Raw genomic sequence first — 17,310 nt, 5'->3', positions numbered from 1 at the left:
TTACATAAATTTCCACACCAAAAGAATATAGAGCTATTTCCATTTTATAGGGTCTTTCCTAATTTATATTTTCCCTTATAAAAAAACATCTTTTTGTAACAAAAACGGTCATTTTTGTTACAAGAACAGTTTTATAAATAATTTAAAGTTAAAATAGCATTCTAGTTGTAACAAAAATATGTAACAAAATTAATATGTAACAATACTATTTTTATACCTTTTTTGATACAATTAATCTGAAAAGGAAGTGAATTTCATGAAATTTGGTTATATGAGAGTTTCCACTATGGATCAGAATTTAGATCGTCAGGAACAACAATTAGTAGAATTTGGATGCGAGAGAATTTTTTTCGAAAAAGTAACAGGTGCGAAACGAAATCGGCCAGAATTAAATCAATTGTTAGAATATTTACGTTCTGGGGATACAGTTGTAGTTACAGATCTTACTAGGCTATCTCGTTCTACTAAAGACTTAATAGAGATTGCTGAACTAATTGCAAAGAAGGGTGCAAATTTAAAAAGTTTGAAAGAATCCTGGCTTGATACTACAACAGCCCATGGAAAAATGCTCTTTACTGTTTTCGCAGGTATTTCACAGTTTGAGCGTGACTTAACTTCTGAGCGAACAAAAGAAGGAATTCTGGCTGCAAGAAAACGAGGGAAAGTACCAGGGAGGCCGCCTATTGATAATGAAAAAATAAATTTTGCTTTTTATTTAATGGAGCAAGGTATAACACTTTCTGAGGCAGCAGATAAAGCTGGAGTATCCAGAATGACTCTTTACCGCAAAATGAATAAAACCAATAATGATTAAAAATAGGAATAGATCAACTAGTAATTAGTTGCTTCCATTTCTGAAGGAGTTGTTTATATGAGTGAACTTCCCCCACTAACATCATTTTCAGAAGAACAAAGACAAAAGGCTATGGATAAATATTGGTTGATTGCTCCTTATCTTAATCAAGAAAAACCACTGAAAGCTATTGCTGAAGAAACTGGCATTACCAAACGAACACTTCATAATTGGATTAACAAGTATAACCATTTTGGACTAAGGGGTCTGATTCGTAAAGGTCGTACTGATTCAGGAGATTTTAAAGTTGAGAATAATGTATTGGAAGAGATAAAGAACCTTATATTCAATCATAGAAGGAATTCGGTCTCTTCTATCCATAGAAAAATATGTGAAGTATGTAAAAAGAAAAATTGGAAACAACCTAGTTATTATCAAGTCTATTCCATTTCGAAATCTCTTTCACCCAGTCTTAAGAAGTTAGCCTATGAAGGGAATAAAGAATATAAAAACAAATATGATTTGATATATCGACGTGAAGCAAACTACCCCAATGAAATTTGGCAAGCTGATCACACTCTACTAGATATTATCGTGTTAAATGAAAAAGGAAAACCAGAAAGGCCTTGGTTAACAATTATCTTAGATGATTATAGTCGAGCAATTGCTGGGTACTATTTATCCTTTGAATCCCCCACTGCAATAAACACATCATTAGTTTTACACCAAGCAATATGGAAGAAAGGAAATCGTGATTGGCCAATATGTGGCATCCCAGAAAAATTCTACACAGATCACGGAAGTGATTTTACCTCTAAACATTTAGAACAGGTAGCAATTGATTTGAAAATTAACTTAGTCTTTTCGACTGTAGGTGTTCCTAGAGGACGAGGGAAAATTGAAAGGTTTTTTCTAACGGTAAATCAATTGTTTTTGCAAGATTTACCTGGTTATTTAGGTAATCAAACCACCCAGTCCCTTCTCACAATTAAAGAACTTGATGAAAAATTTTCAACATTCCTTATATATAAGTATCACCATAGGATTCATGGCACAACAAAAAAGGAACCAATACATTCTTGGAATAGTTCAGGATTTCTACCTAATATGCCAGAAAGCTTAGAAACTTTGGATTTATTATTATTAAACGTAGCAAAACCAAGAAAAGTGCATTCTGATGGTATCCATTTTCAAGGCATGAGATATATAGATACTAATTTAGCTGCGTACGTTGGTGAAACTGTGATTATTCGTTACAATCCAAGAGATATTGCAGAAATTAGAGTATTTTATCAGGATAAATACATATGTACTGCCATTTCTCCTGAAATCTCTGATTATACCGTAGATCTTAAAGAAATTGTTTCTGCCCGAAATAAAGTAAGAAAAACTTTAAAGAAACAACTAGAACCTAGAAAATCTGTTATAGAAGAAGTTAGAGATTCCAAACAAGAAGAATATACAATTCGTCCAGATAGACCTGATAAAAAGAAGTCAAAACTAAAGAGGTATCTAAATGAATAAGGAGCAAAAATTTATTGAAACAAAAGAATATAAACGTTTTACAGAATTTTGCGATGCTTGTATCAAATATAAATATATAGGTATTTGTTATGGGGTTCCAGGTGTCGGAAAAACCTTATCTTCAAGGTATTATACAAATTGGGATAATATAGAGAAGCAAATAGCTTATAAAAAAGCAGATGAAATTCCTTTAAAAACGGATGGAGCAATTCTTGAGGCCAACACAATTTTTTATACAGCTCCAGCAGTCCGATCTACTAAAATGACTGACAATATCAATACTTTAGGATTTAGAATAAATATGTCAAAGGCGATGTATAAACTACATACTACGGGCGAAGAAGAATATTATTCAGATTCCTATAAAGATATAGATTTAATCATTGTCGATGAAATTGACCGATTAAAACTGCAAAGTTTAGAACAACTTAGGGATATTTATGATCAAAACAACGTAGCAATGATATTAATTGGAATGCCAGGAATTGAAAAACGATTAGCTCGTTATCCTCAACTATACTCTAGAATTGGTTTTGCTCATGAGTTTGACAAACTAAGTAAAGATGAAGCTCATCATATACTTGAGTATAAATGGGAAGAGCTTGGACTTTCTATAAAACTTGAAGATTTTTCTGATTATGAAGCCATAAGCAACATCATAAAGATAACAGGAGGGAACTTTAGGCTTATACAAAGACTATTTACACAGATAGAGAGAATTCTTGAAATTAATAAACTTACTACTATAACTACAGATGTTGTTGAAGCCGCAAGAGATAGTTTAGTTATTGGAATTAAATAATAGTAAAAAAGCTATCCTTTATTATGGATAGCTTTTTGTATTTAATGAAAAATAACTATTAAAATAAGTGAAAAATAAAACCAAAATTTACAACCCTGATATTACTACGTCGACCAATCGGTGTCAATACTTAAAAGTTATGAATACGGTCATCTATAAAGATGAGTTGCAAAGTGTTTCAGGACCCACGCGCCAGAGCGCCGTTGCTGGTAAAACGGAACATTTCGGACTGGCAATCCGAGTTTCTACTATTATATATTTTCTTTCCGACCTGCACGTAATTCCTCAATGCGCGCCTTCATTTCGTCTATATCTGTTGCGTTGTTACCCTGCGTACTAACTTCGACCTTATCTGTAAGTAAGCCATGCGCCTGTAACAACGTCCTAAACATCGCAGCGTTTCCGTCCTTAATAATATGATCCGGTATGGATTCCATTACTTCCGGTAGCCTGTCGATTGTACTGCGCATTATCTGGCGTTTAAGCTCTTCGTTAAAAGCGTCATCCTTACGCCAAGCTCGTAACGTCTTATCTGTGATGCCGAGTTCTGCTGCAACCTGTTCGTACGTAAGACCACCGCGTTTGGGTAGCGCTAAATATTGGATAGCCGATATTTGTAGTTCGCTAAGTTTCTTCACCATATCTTCGTGCTCCTTCCCTAAGTATTGCCCATTTCCCATTAGTAGGAATCGCGCCTTATTTTATTCTTATTTATCGCTAACGCTCTTTTCTTTGCAATAAGATATAAGTAATAAATACTGGCAGCGACTATTTACGTAAGTAAATGGCGCAATCTTTATTATTATTAATTTGTTCTTGTTAATTTGTTCTTATTATATTCCCGTTTGTAGGAATCGATTAATTCCCGCTGGTAGGAATCGAATGAATCCCGCTGGTAGGAATCGGGCTAATTTACGCTCCATATTTACGTTCATACAACGGCATATACATCTTCTTCGTATGCCCATACCACGGAATCTTACGTGTAATCATCACGCCTTCACTAACGAGTATATCGAAAAGTCCTTTGATGCGGTCCTTATGAATGCCAGTATCTTCAGCGATTTGGATCACGTTAGGAAACGCCCATAAATACGCTTGTTGCTCGCTTTGTCCATTTACGTATGCATGAACGTACATATACAACGTAAGGCAATCACGAGCTTTCTGGCCGTCATATTTCGCTTTTAGTTCCGGCAATAGTTCACGGTAAATAAAGTGCGGTATCGGTGCATAACCGCCTTGTAACACGCGCTCTTTCTGGCGTATAGATTCGAGTTGTTCCTTCGATAGCTCCATCGTATCATCCTCCATTTATACTGTCGTTGATTTAAATGATGCGGTTAATTTTAAGCGGGCTTATTAGCAGCCCATTGCGCTAGTAATTCGCTAAGTCGGTCCGATTGCTGAAACAGCCAAAACTTGCGATGTGTAGTTTCGTGTAGTCCTACGCAAATAAAGCGTTCGCCTGCGTCAATTAAATGCGCTTTAAGTTTCGGCGAATAGCAATAAAAGTAATTGTTCATGTAAAAACCTCCGTCAAATTAAAAATAAAAACCAGCCTACCGCAATGTCTCGTTATTGATTAGCCGATGGCCGTGAGATTATAGCGATAAACCAGTTAGTTTGCTATCAGCCAGATATAACTGATCAATTCTAAAGGTAAATGACCGACCCTGGTCCGCATATTTCCGCGTGGCTGGTTCTATTTGGTTATCGCTTTAGTCATACCGTTATACTTAAAATCAATTACTAAGGAACGGGTTGAAACCAATCTGCAAATTGTGCATTACGACTCTAATTGTCAACTTTTTTTCGTTGCAAAATTCAAGATGAAAGGTTTCATTTTCCCCTTCCCTTATAGATAACGCTATTCCACATGAAACGTACGTTCTTAGATAAACTCTCCCTTTCTAAACATAATAAAATTTATTGGGCCTGTGCGTCCTCTTTTTTTCCAAGCAGTATATTTCGCACTGCACAATGATTTTGATTTCCCACGGTAATCTATGTTGTTAATAAACTCTCTGGACTGAAGCGAAAAACGGAGGTACTCATCGAGATAACATGTTTTTGATTTTCCGTTTGAATAATCTAGGTAAATACGACCGCAAACCGCACACTTTTTCCACCGGTTTTCTCTAATCCATGTAAAATCGCGCCATGTTAAGCCATAATCCGGAGCAATATCCGATAAGATTGCATCTAGTGTCGCCCGATAATCATTTAAATCCCTTCGCAGATTCTGAAATAGCATTCTAAAGTCTTCTACTCTGCTAAACTGGCAGCCGAATATTAAATAAAAGGAAGCCGTGAGGTCAGCGTAGAAACGGCGCTGTTCCTCTGCATCAAGTTCGATAATACCTTTTACAGCAGGCGATTTAGGCATTCGTATTCCTCCTACTTATATACTTTCGCATTAACCACACGTGGGCCAAACTTACCTTTATTTGTATCAAAGTCAAACTCGTCTTCATGGAACGAAGTCTTACGGCCACCAACCACGGTTCTCCCTAGTGCGAGTCTTTCAAGTTCTTTCTTCGGTAGGTAAGATACGCTCAATTTTTGATCCATGCGTCGGAATTGTTCCTCAGTGTAAAACGGATATTTTTCAACGCTATACTCTTGATATTCTTCAATCGGAGGTCCTTCTTTACGTTGTCGTAATGTTTCTTGCGCTTGATCGTCACCTTGTTTCGCTAACCAATTTAAAATATCTGTGTTAACTTGTGGTGGAATCTCATAAACTGATGCCTCCCCTTTACCTACAGCTTCTAACCAATCCATTAGCGAATAATCTCTAGGCTTGTATTTTGGTAATTTTGCAACTTTGTAACCAAGAAACACCGCGGATACCTTTTCAAGGCTTTCTGCTAAATTGTTTATTACTTCATACACTTTTATCTCAAGTAATTTCGCTACTTTTTGGTACTCTAACTGAGCATAATAAACTAGAGCAATAGTTTTCCTCTCTAATTCTGTAAATATATCGCTATCCAACGCTAGGTTGAGATCTGTTATTAACGTTGTAGCCGACTGGTCAAATTTATATTTGCTACGTTCTGTAATTTCAAATATCGATGCTAAGAGCCGTTCTACTCCGTGAGTGTCGGACAAATAAACGTCCTCTATAACATTATTTCTGCTGTGTATGTCAGAGCCTGATCCCATACAATCTCCCCATTCTTAGTGTTTATATTGAAAAATTAACGGGAATGGAGTATGCTATAATTGGTTAAAAATAATCACATTCCCTGAACAGTAAATTGATTATCAGCTTGATGTTGGCGCATCAGGCTTTTAAGCTACAGGTTCAATTACCCCTTCTTTTACAAGTTTGCCTACAAGTTTATCAATTTTTTTAGAAACAATTAACGTTACTGATCTAGTTTTACCTGGAGCAACTTCTTTTCGTATTGATTTGAAGCAGTCTCGATAAGTTCCTTCACTTGGCAAAATTCCATCTCTGCGATTATAGATAAGTTTCAATTCGCGAAAAACATCGAATAACTTTCGTGGGCCAATTCCAAAATGTTTCGCAAATTCATTGATATTTATAAGACCGTCTGCATCAACCATATATTGATAAGCTATTAGCTTTGGTTTGTCTTCTTCGATTCGCTGTTCCAACTCCATTCTTTTTCCCTTTTCTTCTTTCAGACTTGCTAATAAACCAATCATAAAATCTGGATCACCGATTGCTTGCTCAAGTACGTCATCAGTCATATAAGATCCGTGTTTTCGAATGGACGGTAGTACTTCGCTTGTTATCCATCGCCTAAACTGCTTCGCTTCTGGTCTACGGCTTCTTAGAATGGCAGAATATAATCCGCTTTCTGTTATTCCTGTAATGTTTGTTGTATAGTTCGTACCACTCTGCTTTATCTTCATATTGGTCTTTTCATCGTTGTCCAAACTCCTTGTCATAGCAGAAGTTTCACTAAAACCTAAGATATCCGCTACATCTTTTGCGACAAATAGTATTTTGCCCTCGTTTATAACAGTACGTATTGGATTTTCATTGTAATTAAATAACTTTTGAATTTGCTCCATTTTATCCCCTCCATAATTAGTTCTTTATTTGATTGATTAGCATTTTAATAAATGTTAGTCTATCTTCATCTAAATCGAACTCTGCCATTATTAGTATTTCAAGTCTTTTCGTTACACGACGATCACCTCCTTCAATTCGTGATATAAGCGAATGGCTTACATTCAATTTCCTCGCAAACTGACTTTTCGAAAGATTATTCGATGTCCTTAGAAACCTTACCAACTCCGAATTCATACCTTACCTCACTCCACTTTTGTGTTTGTTTTGTGACTTTTTGTGTTCACATCATAATACCCGGCTCAAATCATAAACGCACAATTTTAAAATAAATTTTATTCACTGTACTATATACACTCCAAGTGAAATACCGTACGCATTGAGTGAATAATTCTACGTATGATTTGTGCCTTATAATAGGAGATACAATTTTAAGGGTTACTTCGCACAACATTTTTGCGTACTTTAACCCCTATACTGGATATAACGCAGCTACTTTCCAAAGTGGACGTTTTTGCCTACAAATAATTTATCTGTATACCGGATATAATGCATCAAGCACTAAAAGTGGACATTAAAAAATTAAATTTAAAAAATATTTAAAATGACTAACTGCTTTAAAATACTTATAATTACATATATGGAAAATAAAAATATTGGAGGAAAACCATATGGGGTTTCGTTATAAAAAAAGTGTAAATTTAGGCGGAGGAATTCGTTTAAATGCGGGTAAAAATGGAATTGGAATAAGCGGAGGCGTAAAGGGACTGCGTGTCAGTCATGGAGCAGATGGGAAAACAAGAGTTACCGCATCTTTACCTGGAACAGGTATTTCTTATCAAGAAACAATAAGAAAAAATAATAGCAAAAAACAAAATCCTGAAATTAACCAAGACCATATACAACTAGCTAATGAGTGTTTATATACTTTCGAAGCTACAGTAAAATTAATTATTGAAGATGGAACCCCTGTTACAAATGCCGTAATTTTATATAGACCATGTACCATCTCAATTTATCCTACTGAGGTTTTCATCAATGTTTCAAAAGGAGAATTTCAAGGATCCGGGGATACTATGTATTCAACTGTAAATGAATTAACTATAAAAAAAGAGATAAAGGAGGGAAAATTTCTCTTTAAGAAATACAAAGACACATATATTGACTTAGGTTTAACTTTTACTGACAAAGTATATAGACTTTTAATGCAAGACGAGGCGGCAGCGGACGCGTTGATTAATTGGCAAAATTCATATCTAGAAACATTAGAATCATCTAATCTCCAAGACTTAGATATTTTTACTGAAGATGAACTTTATGACACGCACTCAATAGAACCTGATGATGAATTAGAAGGTTATGGAGGAGTGGAATTAACCTGTACAAATTGTTTTGCTGAGCAAACTGTTGAGGATTGGCAAATTAATGAACAAGGTGATACTTGGTCGATTCTGTGTAGTGAATGTTTTGTTGAGTTTGAAGTTGGAGGAACTCAAGAAACTGAGGAGCTAGGGATTGATTCCTCACCTGATATTATCGCAGAGTGTCCAAATGATACTTGTATGGGTGATATCCCATTGAATTACTTAGATTTTGACGAATCTAACACAGCTATTGTTGACTGTCCTCACTGCCTAAGTACTATAACATTCAAAGGAGATCTATAAACTACAAAACTTATATCAAGCAATCTATAACTAATGTCATATTCTCGTATATAATTATAAAAACAAAAATAAAAGCACTGTAATTATATACGAGAAAAAGTATATACGTTAAACAGGTATAATATCTATCTAACCAATATCCGATAATACACCATTAATTGTCTTCGTAACATTCAATGATGCTTTCAATTCGTAGCTTTTCGCAACAACCTTAGTGTATTGCTCTTCGACCCAACTAACGTTATCTCTTAACATTCGATACACCGGAGCTAATTTTTTCAGTTCATCCTTAACAACACGCCGATTTTGCAATGTTTCCTTTAACCTTAAAGCGTATTCATTACCCTTTTCGAGGTCAAATTCGCTCTTTTCTATGTCATGATATATACGTGATACTTGGCGGTCTAAAGCGCTCTGTAATCCGTTCAACTTATCGTATGCAGCCTTCGTTTCTTCATAAAGTCCCACTAATTTTTCGTAGTAATTTTCCAATCGCCATCACCCTTATTCATTTGATAAGCTCGAAGTGCCTAAAAATCGGTTGCCGCCGATCCTCGAGCGATTTAATTAACCGGTATTGCCGTAACGGTTAATTGTTCTCGCCAGCCAGACGTTTTATTTTAATTCTTACACGGTTGCGAACATGTCCATTAATAACGAAGGACTTTCAAGTAAGTTTTCGCTACAATCATCGTCGTCTAAATCGACTAACATAACGCCTGGTTCGTCTGTCATTACTGCGTTATATACCTCAAATTCACCGTCTACGAATGAAAATACTTTGCCATTAGGGAACAAAATTGCTTCTTGCCTGTCTGATGGATAAATAGTTCCTTCATACTTGAAATCAACATTTACTTTAATCATTTTAATTTTCTCCCCTATCCCTTTATATTCTTAAAAGGTCGCCAGTTCTTTACTTAGTCAATCTTTACTTTGCGTACCAATATTTGCTATAATTTCTATGCATTGTTTTTTTCATTGCTCGTCGACGTTCCCGCGTCGCCGGGTTTTTTGTTTGCCAATTTCTGTATTACTTCAATGAAACTTGCAGTTGCAAGAAACTCTGCTGTTATTTCACCATTTTCCGTGCTCTCTAACCCCACGAAAACACTTGCACATTTAGCTAGGTCAATTACTAATTCATCTTGTCTGTCGCTAATTTCTTCGTCCAATACCCTAAAGGCCCACATTCCGTCATCTTTCCAAGAAAGCACAGCGTTTGGTGCCATTATCTTTACTTTAGATTCATCCCCCTCAAACCAAGAATCTCCTGAGTCGATGAATAACGCATTTATTTCTCTCATCCGCTTATCACTCCCGTTAAAATTAATGTAAATACACTAGTAGGTACTATCCAAAAGATTACTTTCCATATCCAATGGTTTTCGTTATACAATAACATACCCATACCCCCTTTATACTATAGTAGTTGTTTTAAACACTATGGTGTGCGTTTCTTACCTTTATAATAAACACTACGATGTGCATTGTCAACACTTATATTGATATTTTTAACACCGCGATATATAATTTGAATATCAAGGAGGAGTTCGGATGATTAAAGTGCATTTATCAAAGATTATGGGTGAGCAACGTTTGAACATTGCAGATGTATCTAAGTTAACTGGATTACATCGTAATGGATTAGCAAAGCTATATAACGAGGATACGAAAGGGATTACCTTCGATACTTTGGAAAAATTGTGTCTGGTTTTAAATTGCAAAATCGAAAATCTTCTCGAAATAGTGCCTGATAAAAACGAAGAAACCTCCGAAAATTAATTAATCGGAGGTCTTTTTTGTTTATAAAGCTTTTGTAATCTCGACTAACAAATCTAGTATGGTGGGCAATAACTGAACTACAACGTACCCTAGTCCAGCCTTCTGTATCATACCAAAACCCTTCTCGCTGTTTCCGATCATTATGAATAACCCACCACCAAGCATCATTACAAGGCCTATCGGATAACTTAGCGCCTGCACTAATTCGATTAGCGGCGAAAAGGCACTGACTACTTTATCCGTAACCACACCACTAACCGCACCAGCAGCCGCAAAGGAAACATCCCCAAATGTAAGCGAAAGAGCCGTCACACCTAACATAACGCCAACCTTTATCACCGGCTTCAAATCGATTTCCTTTTTCTTTCTATAGTCTCCGTTCATAAATTCGCTAATTGTACCTACTCGTTGTATTCTCTTCGCCATTTCAAAACGCCTCCCTATTTAAGTTCATCCGTTAAAAACACTTCGATTTGCATACCTTCAAACAAAGCCAGTAATTGCTTGCGGCGATACTCGGTGGTTGTTATCCAGATAAACTTCGGCTGCTTTTCGAAATTAGCTATTTCGACTAATCGGCGGTATTTTTTGGCCTTTTCTCGATTAACGCTCATTTTCTGCGTGTTATCCACTTCGCATATGTTATACGTTTTTTCGCGAATAAACAAAGCATCTGCTACGATAGTTATTTGACCCTTTATCGTTAATTTGATTTCTTGTTTCCAACTTGAAGGGCACCCGTTTAAGATGTACAGTTCGTTTCGCATTAAATAATGTTCGATTTGATTGGTTTTCTTCAGAACCTTCGTGGATCCTACGCGGTCTCTTCCGGTCGCATTTAGGTAATATACGTTTTCCTGCAGGCGGGTTGTATGAAGGTATTCCGCCATTTCGCTTAAAACTTTATTCGCGTTTCTAACGCCCCCAAGCCGATGTATCCGTTGTAACTGACTGCGACTAAGATAGTGGAGTTTCTTCAAGCTCAAGAGTATATTTTCCTGACGAATTTGCTTCGTACTGCTTTTCTGCATTGTTATCCTCCTTACGTGCTTTGAAAGTGATATTCGGATGTATCGTATCGTTGATAAATTCGTTTGAAATGTACGGCGTTTGTACGGTTTTCCTTTCGTCCGACCAATAGATAGCACGCCCTTGTATTCGTGGTAACAGTTCGGCACCGCCTTCATCTAAAACTGCTCGACTTGCTGCTTCGGTTCTTAATCGGAAACATAACTGTGCATTTACTGTTTGGCGCACTTGTGAACTTATCGCTTGGTTCGATGGGTATTGCGTGCAATATACTAGGCGAAAACCAGCACCGCGACCACGCCTTGCAATATCTTCGATGATCTCTTGGCATTCCCTTACGTGAACAATGTCGGCAGCTTCATCGATAACTACGAAGTAACGTTCAGGGAATCCGGATTCCGTTACGTCCTCAAAGCCGTTTTGTAGTAAGTATTCAATTCGCTCGTTCATCTTCTTTTGTGCTTCAGTAAGTATCATTAGCGCTTCTAATGGATTCTTCGCTAGTCCTCGCACTTGCTCCAACCCTTTAAACCGGTTGAATGCCAAGCCCCCTTTTAAATCGATTAGAAAGAAATTTACGTTTCGTGTTTGTTTCGCAACAAAGGTAGTTATCGCATTCTTCAGAAACACCGTTTTGCCGTATCCTGGTGATCCTGCGACGATTAGGTTATATTCCTTTTCAAAATCATGGAAAACGAGTCCTTTTCGCGATATACCGATGGGAACTTTCCACCCTTTCGTTGATTCTAAAAGAGTTAAGTCGTAATCGAACCGGCTTGTTAATTCCTCCGTGTAAACGCGAAACTTCAATGTGCCATCAAATTCAATTTCAATTTCTTTGCGCAAATTTCGTTTCTTCGTCATGAGTTCCTGCAATTGGCACACGAAGTCTTTTTTCCAGTTAATATTGCGTATATCTGCCGCGGATATATCCAACACTCTTTTCTTCGCGTTCAGACCGTCCTGAAACCGGTCAATTTTCTCACGAAACTGTTTCACAGATAAGCCCTGCGGGAGTTGAAACACATATTCTACGTGGTCCTTATACGCTCGACGGCGAAGTATCCTTATTTTGGTTCCATCCTTTGCGACAAGTCCAGCGTTGGAGGCGATACGAGATATATTGCGAGAATCATTGCCGCCTAATCCTTGCTGATATAAATACGAACAACCTACAAGACCACCGACTACTACTGACGAAAGAATCTCGAATAACATAGGCGATCACCACCCCTTATATATGAAATATAGTCCCAGAAGAAAGGAAGAATAAAATAGTTTGAAAGAGTTGCGATTAGTGGATTTAAACCGTTCCAGATCAGATTCTAGGCTAGAATTTTAAAAGGAACAGCGAAAGGAACTGTTAATGGTATAGGATATTTACTGCTGATTGTCCGTTATGTCACTTTTTTGCATAGGGTTAAAAAAATGACTTTTTGTACAGACTATTATTAAAAAGATAAAGGCAGTGGTGTAATGTTTTCGTTTTTTGGATTAAATAAAGACCGAAGCAAATTCGGAAGGTATGTTGATCGTAAGAAGATATCGCAAATTGAACTCGAGGAATTAACGGGGCTAAGCCGTGGAACAATATCTAAATTATGTAACGATGACAACTACCGCCCTAAGCAATCAACTATATCCAAAGTAAAAAGAGCAATGAAGCAGTTAGGTACAGAAGTGAGCGATGATTATTTCGGCATGTAAAAACCTTTTTTAAATTTGAAGTGTTCATTGCTTTGTATTCATAGTGTGTACATTCACAAGATATTGAAGACGGTGGTTTTTCTAATTGCACACCTCATAATCGCGCGACTTATATGAGTATACAAAGAAATTTTAGTTTAAAATAAATTAATTAAAATGTTGCATAGTGCGACATTCTTATGTTAGTTTACTTATATAGAGTTTGTTGTTTTTTTTATACAGTAAAACCGCCAGTTGCAGCTGGCGGTCTAATGTGATTGATATATGTATCGATCAGTACCAACGGTAATCTTTTAGGAGTCAGTCCCTGGGAGATTACTTTTTTTATTCTCCTTTTTCTTGTAGATATGTTAATAAAGCAATGAGAAATGTACCCGCTTGAAACAAAGTATCTAAATCGACCAAATTACCACCTACTTCCATACGCGGTTTGATCGATTTTCATCTACCTATCACACTATTAAAATTACCACTTTGCACCTTAAAAATCAATATTTAGTATATTGCCAAAATTGCATATTGTTTAATATTAAACTCTTGACTTTTATAAATTTCGGGATATTCACAGTAGATACTGTATCTAAAATAGATGATTATTTTAATATTTGAGGATATCATTCCCTATTTTGGGACAAGTTATATTTAAAACAAACAATAGGTGATTAAATGAAGAAGAGAAGGTCAAAGAAGAGTAATAAAACATGGTGGAAACAACCGGCCAACCTCATTGTAGGGCTCTTTATACTAGTTGCATTTGTAAGATCAGAAGAAGGACAGCTTATAATCGAATATGGCGTAAACTTACTACTGTTCATATTAATGATGTACTTGATTTATCGCTATCTAAAAAGAAAAAAAGTACTCCAACCTACTTATGATTTAAGTGATGTCGATAAAATGGAAGGTTTAGAATTTGAACACTTCCTTGTCCCATTGTTTGAGAAAATAGGTTATAGAGCTGAAGTCACTAAGGGATCAGGCGATTACGGAGCCGACCTAATTTTACGTAAAAAACAGAAAAAGTATGTGGTGCAAGCCAAAAGATACAGTAAAAGTATCGGAGTGTCTGCAGTTCAAGAAATTGTTGCAGCGATGGGTTATTATAAGGCTAATGGTGCTATGGTTATAACAAATAGTTACTTTACCCCAGCTGCAGAAAACTTAGCAAAAGCTAACAAAGTTCGTTTGATTGATCGGGATGAATTAGGTTATATGATGTATAAAGAAAAGAAATTCCGTAATATATTTGCGCCTTCTTAATATATTCTTAGTATTTTAATGGGACGGTGTATCAATTGTATGAGTATATAATATTTTTCGGACTCTTGGGGATTTCCTTCTTAGCATTTATTTTGCATAAGCCAGAGAAACCCCCTATTGTTTTACCAAAAGATAAATGCGAAAGCCCTATAGAGAGAAGATTATACGATTCTTTAAGATTTAACGGGTATGATGTAACACCTCAAGTCCGTTGCGGTGCATATCGAATTGATCTTGCACTTGTATCCCACAGATTAGCAATTGAGTGTGACGGTAAACAATGGCATTCAACCCCTTCCCAAAAAGCTCACGATCGTAAAAAAGATCGATATCTTCGAAAAAACGGCTGGAAGGTTATTAGATTTAGCGGCTCACAAATCAACGGACAAACAGCTAAGGTATTACAAAGAATAAAGAAAGAATTAGGTTAGCTTATTTCCAAGTTATTATTGTTGTGTTTTTGCAACGAACACAATGAAATTCTTCAACGTTTTGAAAAACTATTGTTTGTTTTTTACAGTGCGGACACCTTACTTTTTGCTTACCCATAGCTAAAGCTAAACATCCCAGCGAACCCACTACCACAATAAATCCAGGTATTATTCCAATAACGGTTATACATAACAAAACACCCGTCAAAATTCCAAATCCTCCAATACAAAACGCAAAGAATCTTCCTACCCCATTTAAAAATTTCGTCTTTTTCGCTACTTCAATCGAACTAAATTCAACCTGATTGTTTTCATTCATCACCCATCACAACCCTTAAATTATTATTTTAATCTGCTTATTACAGATAAATCCTAAATTATGATTTCACTGAAGTAATCGTTAAACATTTCAGTCACATAGCGCTTTTTAGCCTGGCGTTTTATTACGCCCACAAAGAATGCTAACGGATTGCGTAATTTCTTGCGTTTACCTTTCATTACGTAGAATGCGTCAATTGCTATTTCCACCTTTGTTGCAGCCGTAAAGTTATATGTGTATGTAGTAGCGTAAGCTGCTCGCCAATATTCCTCGATTGTTTCCACGTCACTATGATGCGCAGAAACTAAATTATAGAATGATTGTGGAATCCACGCCGGCTTAGCCGTACGTTCTTTAGTATTATTAATAGATTTTGAGTTTAATTGAGGAGCTTCTTCGCTGTGACATTCCGGTGTGACATCGGCAATTTCTATCGGCAATATAACGATTAAATTGCTCGTTTGTCTGCGATCGCCCGTTTCTCTCATTCGTTTATCTTGGCGGATAATTCCAAGCGATTCCAGGCGGTTGCATATACGAATAATAGTGCGACGAGACTTGCCGATTAACTCAGCGATAGTTGACTTCGCAAGAAAAGACTCGCCGATAGTCTTGCAAGAGTATTGCGATAATAAATTGAGCACTGCTCGTTCTGATCTGCTGAGTACATTGCGGTGCCTATGCGCACGTACAGTTGCGTTTAGATCTTCAATTGACTTAAACCTATTTTCTTTCATTTCCTTCTCTCCCCGTTAAGAGAGCGCAAAACCCAACATACTTTGTGAAATTAGAGCACAGGTAAATAAGCGTTGATTATCACGCTTTTTTTTGGTAGTATGTAATTAACGAATTCAGAGGGTGTTAGCCGTTGCCGCGGCTGGCGCTCTTTTTTTATTTTTATAGGTAATTTCTTAAACCATTTACAACTTCTTCTTTGTCTAAATGGATATAACGCGTTGTCACGTCTAAACTGCTATGACCAAGAGCCTTAGATATTAATCCGATATTAGCTCCATTCTTTAATAATTTTGTAGCAAATCCCCTTCTTAGTGCATGCGCATTTATGTTTTTTAATCCATATTCTTTTGCGTACATACACAGACGTTTAGTGATATTATTGTTTGTTGGGCTTGTTGATACTTGTCCGCCATTTATTGAAACAAATAAGTAGTTATTATTCACCTTTTTTTCTTTACGAATCATATCGTTTTGTTTAACAAGGGCGGTAAATAATGTGGCCAATACATCATCAAAAGGTAAATACAACGACTCATGATTTTTAATAATTCCACCATCTATTTTCAATAAATTATTTTCAAAATCTATATGTTTCGTTTCTAATTGAGATAGTGTTCCGATACGTATTCCGGTAATATACATGCAGTAAATTGCTGTTGCATCTCGGAGTTCAATAAATTTAGAAAGATCTAGTAAAGAAAGTAATACCTTAATCTCCTTGTCAGTAGCCCCTTCTTTCACTCGGCTATCTACTTTTATTTTTATATCCGTCCAGAATTTCGTTTCAATCCAACCGTTATTAAAACACCGGCCAAGAAATGCTTTAAAACATTTTAAACGTATTAATTTCGTTTGATTACTAACGTTCATGGATGATAACCATTCGAATATTCTTTCGGTATTTATTTCTTCGATATATCTTGCATTGGTAATTTTGCAGAAGTGATTAACGTGTAATTCGTAGTCAGACAAGGTCCGCTGCCTTAATCCTACCGCCTTCATTTGGCGCAAAATAACAGCGAGGGCCTTATCGATTAATAATCCGTCAATAGGTATGTTGTTGCGGGATTTCATTTCGGAGAATAAACCGGATAAATCGGTTTCTACATTTAACGATGCTTTCTTTTTCACCATAAAAAATACGCCTCCTAATTCGCAAGTTGACCGATTCATTGACCGATACAACTATTCGAATAAGAAGGCG

At 36.3% G+C, this 17,310-nt stretch carries 23 protein-coding genes; 8 read left to right on the top strand and 15 right to left on the bottom strand.

Annotated elements, in window-relative coordinates:
* Positions 1–256: 256 nt before the first annotated feature.
* From EM808_RS13725 to EM808_RS13715, 3 genes are read left to right on the top strand one after another with little or no spacing between them, the layout of a single operon-like run.
* The gene (locus EM808_RS13725; protein ID WP_127738745.1) at positions 257–814 is read left to right on the top strand and encodes a recombinase family protein; all 558 of its coding nucleotides are present in this window, start codon (positions 257–259) and stop codon (positions 812–814) included.
* Positions 815–871: 57 nt separating this feature from the next.
* On the top strand, positions 872–2,317 hold the full coding sequence (locus tag EM808_RS13720) for a Mu transposase C-terminal domain-containing protein (RefSeq protein WP_127738744.1): 1,446 nt from the start codon (positions 872–874) through the stop codon (positions 2,315–2,317).
* Positions 2,310–3,119 carry an AAA family ATPase gene (locus EM808_RS13715; RefSeq protein ID WP_127738743.1) on the top strand — a complete coding sequence of 270 codons (810 nt, stop codon included), beginning with the start codon at positions 2,310–2,312 and terminating at the stop codon, positions 3,117–3,119. The genes EM808_RS13720 and EM808_RS13715 overlap by 8 nt, the downstream gene beginning before the upstream one ends.
* A 251-nt stretch (positions 3,120–3,370) precedes the next feature.
* Here the strand turns inward: EM808_RS13715 and EM808_RS13710 are convergent, their stop codons facing one another.
* The 6 genes from EM808_RS13710 to EM808_RS13685 form a co-directional block, all read right to left on the bottom strand.
* On the bottom strand, positions 3,371–3,760 hold the full coding sequence (locus EM808_RS13710) for a phBC6A51 family helix-turn-helix protein (protein ID WP_127738742.1): 390 nt from the start codon (positions 3,758–3,760) through the stop codon (positions 3,371–3,373).
* 271 nt (positions 3,761–4,031) lie between these two features.
* Complete coding sequence (locus EM808_RS13705; protein ID WP_127738741.1) at positions 4,032–4,418, bottom strand: hypothetical protein; 387 nt, start codon at positions 4,416–4,418, stop codon at positions 4,032–4,034.
* A 595-nt stretch (positions 4,419–5,013) separates the two neighbouring features.
* On the bottom strand, positions 5,014–5,508 hold the full coding sequence (locus EM808_RS13700; RefSeq protein ID WP_127738740.1) for a hypothetical protein: 495 nt from the start codon (positions 5,506–5,508) through the stop codon (positions 5,014–5,016).
* Positions 5,509–5,519: 11 nt separating this feature from the next.
* Positions 5,520–6,290: a hypothetical protein gene (locus EM808_RS13695; RefSeq protein ID WP_127738739.1), complete on the bottom strand. Its 771-nt coding sequence runs from the start codon at positions 6,288–6,290 to the stop codon at positions 5,520–5,522.
* 129 nt (positions 6,291–6,419) lie between these two features.
* Entirely contained in the window at positions 6,420–7,172 is a 753-nt protein-coding gene (locus tag EM808_RS13690) for a BRO family protein (protein WP_127738738.1), read from the bottom strand.
* A gap of 16 nt (positions 7,173–7,188) precedes the next feature.
* Positions 7,189–7,407, bottom strand: a complete 219-nt coding sequence (locus EM808_RS13685) for a helix-turn-helix domain-containing protein (RefSeq protein ID WP_127738737.1) — start codon at positions 7,405–7,407, stop codon at positions 7,189–7,191.
* A 434-nt stretch (positions 7,408–7,841) separates the two neighbouring features.
* On the opposite strand from EM808_RS13685, the gene EM808_RS13680 reads away from it, so the two are divergent.
* Positions 7,842–8,837, top strand: coding sequence for a DUF4236 domain-containing protein (locus EM808_RS13680; RefSeq protein WP_127738736.1), 996 nt, complete (start codon positions 7,842–7,844; stop codon positions 8,835–8,837).
* 129 nt (positions 8,838–8,966) lie between these two features.
* On the opposite strand, the gene EM808_RS13675 is transcribed toward EM808_RS13680, so the two are convergent.
* From EM808_RS13675 to EM808_RS13665, 3 genes are all read right to left on the bottom strand, one after another.
* Positions 8,967–9,329: a hypothetical protein gene (locus tag EM808_RS13675; protein WP_127738735.1), complete on the bottom strand. Its 363-nt coding sequence runs from the start codon at positions 9,327–9,329 to the stop codon at positions 8,967–8,969.
* A 135-nt stretch (positions 9,330–9,464) separates the two neighbouring features.
* Positions 9,465–9,704 carry a hypothetical protein gene (locus EM808_RS13670; protein ID WP_127738734.1) on the bottom strand — a complete coding sequence of 80 codons (240 nt, stop codon included), beginning with the start codon at positions 9,702–9,704 and terminating at the stop codon, positions 9,465–9,467.
* Between the two features lie 95 nt (positions 9,705–9,799).
* Positions 9,800–10,144: a hypothetical protein gene (locus tag EM808_RS13665; protein WP_127738733.1), complete on the bottom strand. Its 345-nt coding sequence runs from the start codon at positions 10,142–10,144 to the stop codon at positions 9,800–9,802.
* Between the two features lie 250 nt (positions 10,145–10,394).
* On the opposite strand from EM808_RS13665, the gene EM808_RS13660 reads away from it, so the two are divergent.
* Positions 10,395–10,622, top strand: a complete 228-nt coding sequence (locus EM808_RS13660; protein ID WP_127738732.1) for a helix-turn-helix domain-containing protein — start codon at positions 10,395–10,397, stop codon at positions 10,620–10,622.
* A gap of 21 nt (positions 10,623–10,643) precedes the next feature.
* Here the strand turns inward: EM808_RS13660 and EM808_RS13655 are convergent, their stop codons facing one another.
* Genes EM808_RS13655 through EM808_RS13645 form a run of 3 tightly spaced genes read right to left on the bottom strand, consistent with a single transcriptional unit; the run spans position 10,644 to position 12,869 of the window.
* Positions 10,644–11,048: a hypothetical protein gene (locus EM808_RS13655; protein ID WP_127738731.1), complete on the bottom strand. Its 405-nt coding sequence runs from the start codon at positions 11,046–11,048 to the stop codon at positions 10,644–10,646.
* A gap of 14 nt (positions 11,049–11,062) precedes the next feature.
* Positions 11,063–11,653 (bottom strand): replication-relaxation family protein, encoded by a 591-nt coding sequence (locus tag EM808_RS13650; RefSeq protein WP_127738730.1) that lies wholly within the window; start codon positions 11,651–11,653, stop codon positions 11,063–11,065.
* Positions 11,580–12,869: an FtsK/SpoIIIE domain-containing protein gene (locus EM808_RS13645; protein ID WP_127738729.1), complete on the bottom strand. Its 1,290-nt coding sequence runs from the start codon at positions 12,867–12,869 to the stop codon at positions 11,580–11,582. The genes EM808_RS13650 and EM808_RS13645 overlap by 74 nt, the downstream gene beginning before the upstream one ends.
* Positions 12,870–13,127: 258 nt before the next feature.
* On the opposite strand from EM808_RS13645, the gene EM808_RS13640 reads away from it, so the two are divergent.
* The 3 genes from EM808_RS13640 to EM808_RS13630 all read left to right on the top strand — a co-directional run bounded on the left by EM808_RS13640 (position 13,128) and on the right by EM808_RS13630 (position 15,049).
* The gene (locus EM808_RS13640; RefSeq protein ID WP_127738728.1) at positions 13,128–13,358 is read left to right on the top strand and encodes a helix-turn-helix domain-containing protein; all 231 of its coding nucleotides are present in this window, start codon (positions 13,128–13,130) and stop codon (positions 13,356–13,358) included.
* A 666-nt stretch (positions 13,359–14,024) separates the two neighbouring features.
* Complete coding sequence (locus EM808_RS13635) at positions 14,025–14,618, top strand: restriction endonuclease (RefSeq protein WP_127738727.1); 594 nt, start codon at positions 14,025–14,027, stop codon at positions 14,616–14,618.
* A gap of 26 nt (positions 14,619–14,644) precedes the next feature.
* A complete protein-coding gene (locus EM808_RS13630) occupies positions 14,645–15,049 on the top strand; it encodes an endonuclease domain-containing protein (RefSeq protein WP_127738726.1) in 405 nt (134 codons plus the stop codon).
* A gap of 1 nt (position 15,050) precedes the next feature.
* On the opposite strand, the gene EM808_RS13625 is transcribed toward EM808_RS13630, so the two are convergent.
* The 3 genes from EM808_RS13625 to EM808_RS13615 form a co-directional block, all read right to left on the bottom strand.
* On the bottom strand, positions 15,051–15,368 hold the full coding sequence (locus tag EM808_RS13625; RefSeq protein ID WP_127738725.1) for a hypothetical protein: 318 nt from the start codon (positions 15,366–15,368) through the stop codon (positions 15,051–15,053).
* A gap of 53 nt (positions 15,369–15,421) precedes the next feature.
* On the bottom strand, positions 15,422–16,105 hold the full coding sequence (locus tag EM808_RS13620) for a helix-turn-helix domain-containing protein (RefSeq protein ID WP_127738724.1): 684 nt from the start codon (positions 16,103–16,105) through the stop codon (positions 15,422–15,424).
* A gap of 160 nt (positions 16,106–16,265) precedes the next feature.
* Positions 16,266–17,240 carry a tyrosine-type recombinase/integrase gene (locus EM808_RS13615; protein ID WP_127738723.1) on the bottom strand — a complete coding sequence of 325 codons (975 nt, stop codon included), beginning with the start codon at positions 17,238–17,240 and terminating at the stop codon, positions 16,266–16,268.
* Positions 17,241–17,310 lie beyond the last annotated feature (70 nt).

The sequence above is a fragment of the Niallia taxi genome, assembly GCF_004005475.1.
Classification (GTDB): domain Bacteria; phylum Bacillota; class Bacilli; order Bacillales; family Cytobacillaceae; genus Niallia; species Niallia taxi.
Note: the sequence above shows the minus strand (reverse complement) of the source record. Positions and strands in the feature narration are given on the sequence as shown.

Excerpts from the sequence above, each read along its gene's own strand:
- EM808_RS13725 (WP_127738745.1), top strand. The coding sequence starts at position 257 with ATGAAATTTGGTTATATGAGAGTTTCCACTATGGATCAGAATTTAGAT.
- EM808_RS13720 (WP_127738744.1), top strand. The coding sequence starts at position 872 with ATGAGTGAACTTCCCCCACTAACATCATTTTCAGAAGAACAAAGACAA.
- EM808_RS13715 (WP_127738743.1), top strand. The coding sequence starts at position 2,310 with ATGAATAAGGAGCAAAAATTTATTGAAACAAAAGAATATAAACGTTTT.
- EM808_RS13710 (WP_127738742.1), bottom strand. The coding sequence starts at position 3,760 with ATGGTGAAGAAACTTAGCGAACTACAAATATCGGCTATCCAATATTTA.
- EM808_RS13705 (WP_127738741.1), bottom strand. The coding sequence starts at position 4,418 with ATGGAGCTATCGAAGGAACAACTCGAATCTATACGCCAGAAAGAGCGC.
- EM808_RS13700 (WP_127738740.1), bottom strand. The coding sequence starts at position 5,508 with ATGCCTAAATCGCCTGCTGTAAAAGGTATTATCGAACTTGATGCAGAG.
- EM808_RS13695 (WP_127738739.1), bottom strand. The coding sequence starts at position 6,290 with ATGGGATCAGGCTCTGACATACACAGCAGAAATAATGTTATAGAGGAC.
- EM808_RS13690 (WP_127738738.1), bottom strand. The coding sequence starts at position 7,172 with ATGGAGCAAATTCAAAAGTTATTTAATTACAATGAAAATCCAATACGT.
- EM808_RS13685 (WP_127738737.1), bottom strand. The coding sequence starts at position 7,407 with ATGAATTCGGAGTTGGTAAGGTTTCTAAGGACATCGAATAATCTTTCG.
- EM808_RS13680 (WP_127738736.1), top strand. The coding sequence starts at position 7,842 with ATGGGGTTTCGTTATAAAAAAAGTGTAAATTTAGGCGGAGGAATTCGT.
- EM808_RS13670 (WP_127738734.1), bottom strand. The coding sequence starts at position 9,704 with ATGATTAAAGTAAATGTTGATTTCAAGTATGAAGGAACTATTTATCCA.
- EM808_RS13665 (WP_127738733.1), bottom strand. The coding sequence starts at position 10,144 with ATGAGAGAAATAAATGCGTTATTCATCGACTCAGGAGATTCTTGGTTT.
- EM808_RS13660 (WP_127738732.1), top strand. The coding sequence starts at position 10,395 with ATGATTAAAGTGCATTTATCAAAGATTATGGGTGAGCAACGTTTGAAC.
- EM808_RS13655 (WP_127738731.1), bottom strand. The coding sequence starts at position 11,048 with ATGGCGAAGAGAATACAACGAGTAGGTACAATTAGCGAATTTATGAAC.
- EM808_RS13650 (WP_127738730.1), bottom strand. The coding sequence starts at position 11,653 with ATGCAGAAAAGCAGTACGAAGCAAATTCGTCAGGAAAATATACTCTTG.
- EM808_RS13645 (WP_127738729.1), bottom strand. The coding sequence starts at position 12,869 with ATGTTATTCGAGATTCTTTCGTCAGTAGTAGTCGGTGGTCTTGTAGGT.
- EM808_RS13640 (WP_127738728.1), top strand. The coding sequence starts at position 13,128 with ATGTTTTCGTTTTTTGGATTAAATAAAGACCGAAGCAAATTCGGAAGG.
- EM808_RS13635 (WP_127738727.1), top strand. The coding sequence starts at position 14,025 with ATGAAGAAGAGAAGGTCAAAGAAGAGTAATAAAACATGGTGGAAACAA.
- EM808_RS13625 (WP_127738725.1), bottom strand. The coding sequence starts at position 15,368 with ATGAATGAAAACAATCAGGTTGAATTTAGTTCGATTGAAGTAGCGAAA.
- EM808_RS13620 (WP_127738724.1), bottom strand. The coding sequence starts at position 16,105 with ATGAAAGAAAATAGGTTTAAGTCAATTGAAGATCTAAACGCAACTGTA.
- EM808_RS13615 (WP_127738723.1), bottom strand. The coding sequence starts at position 17,240 with ATGGTGAAAAAGAAAGCATCGTTAAATGTAGAAACCGATTTATCCGGT.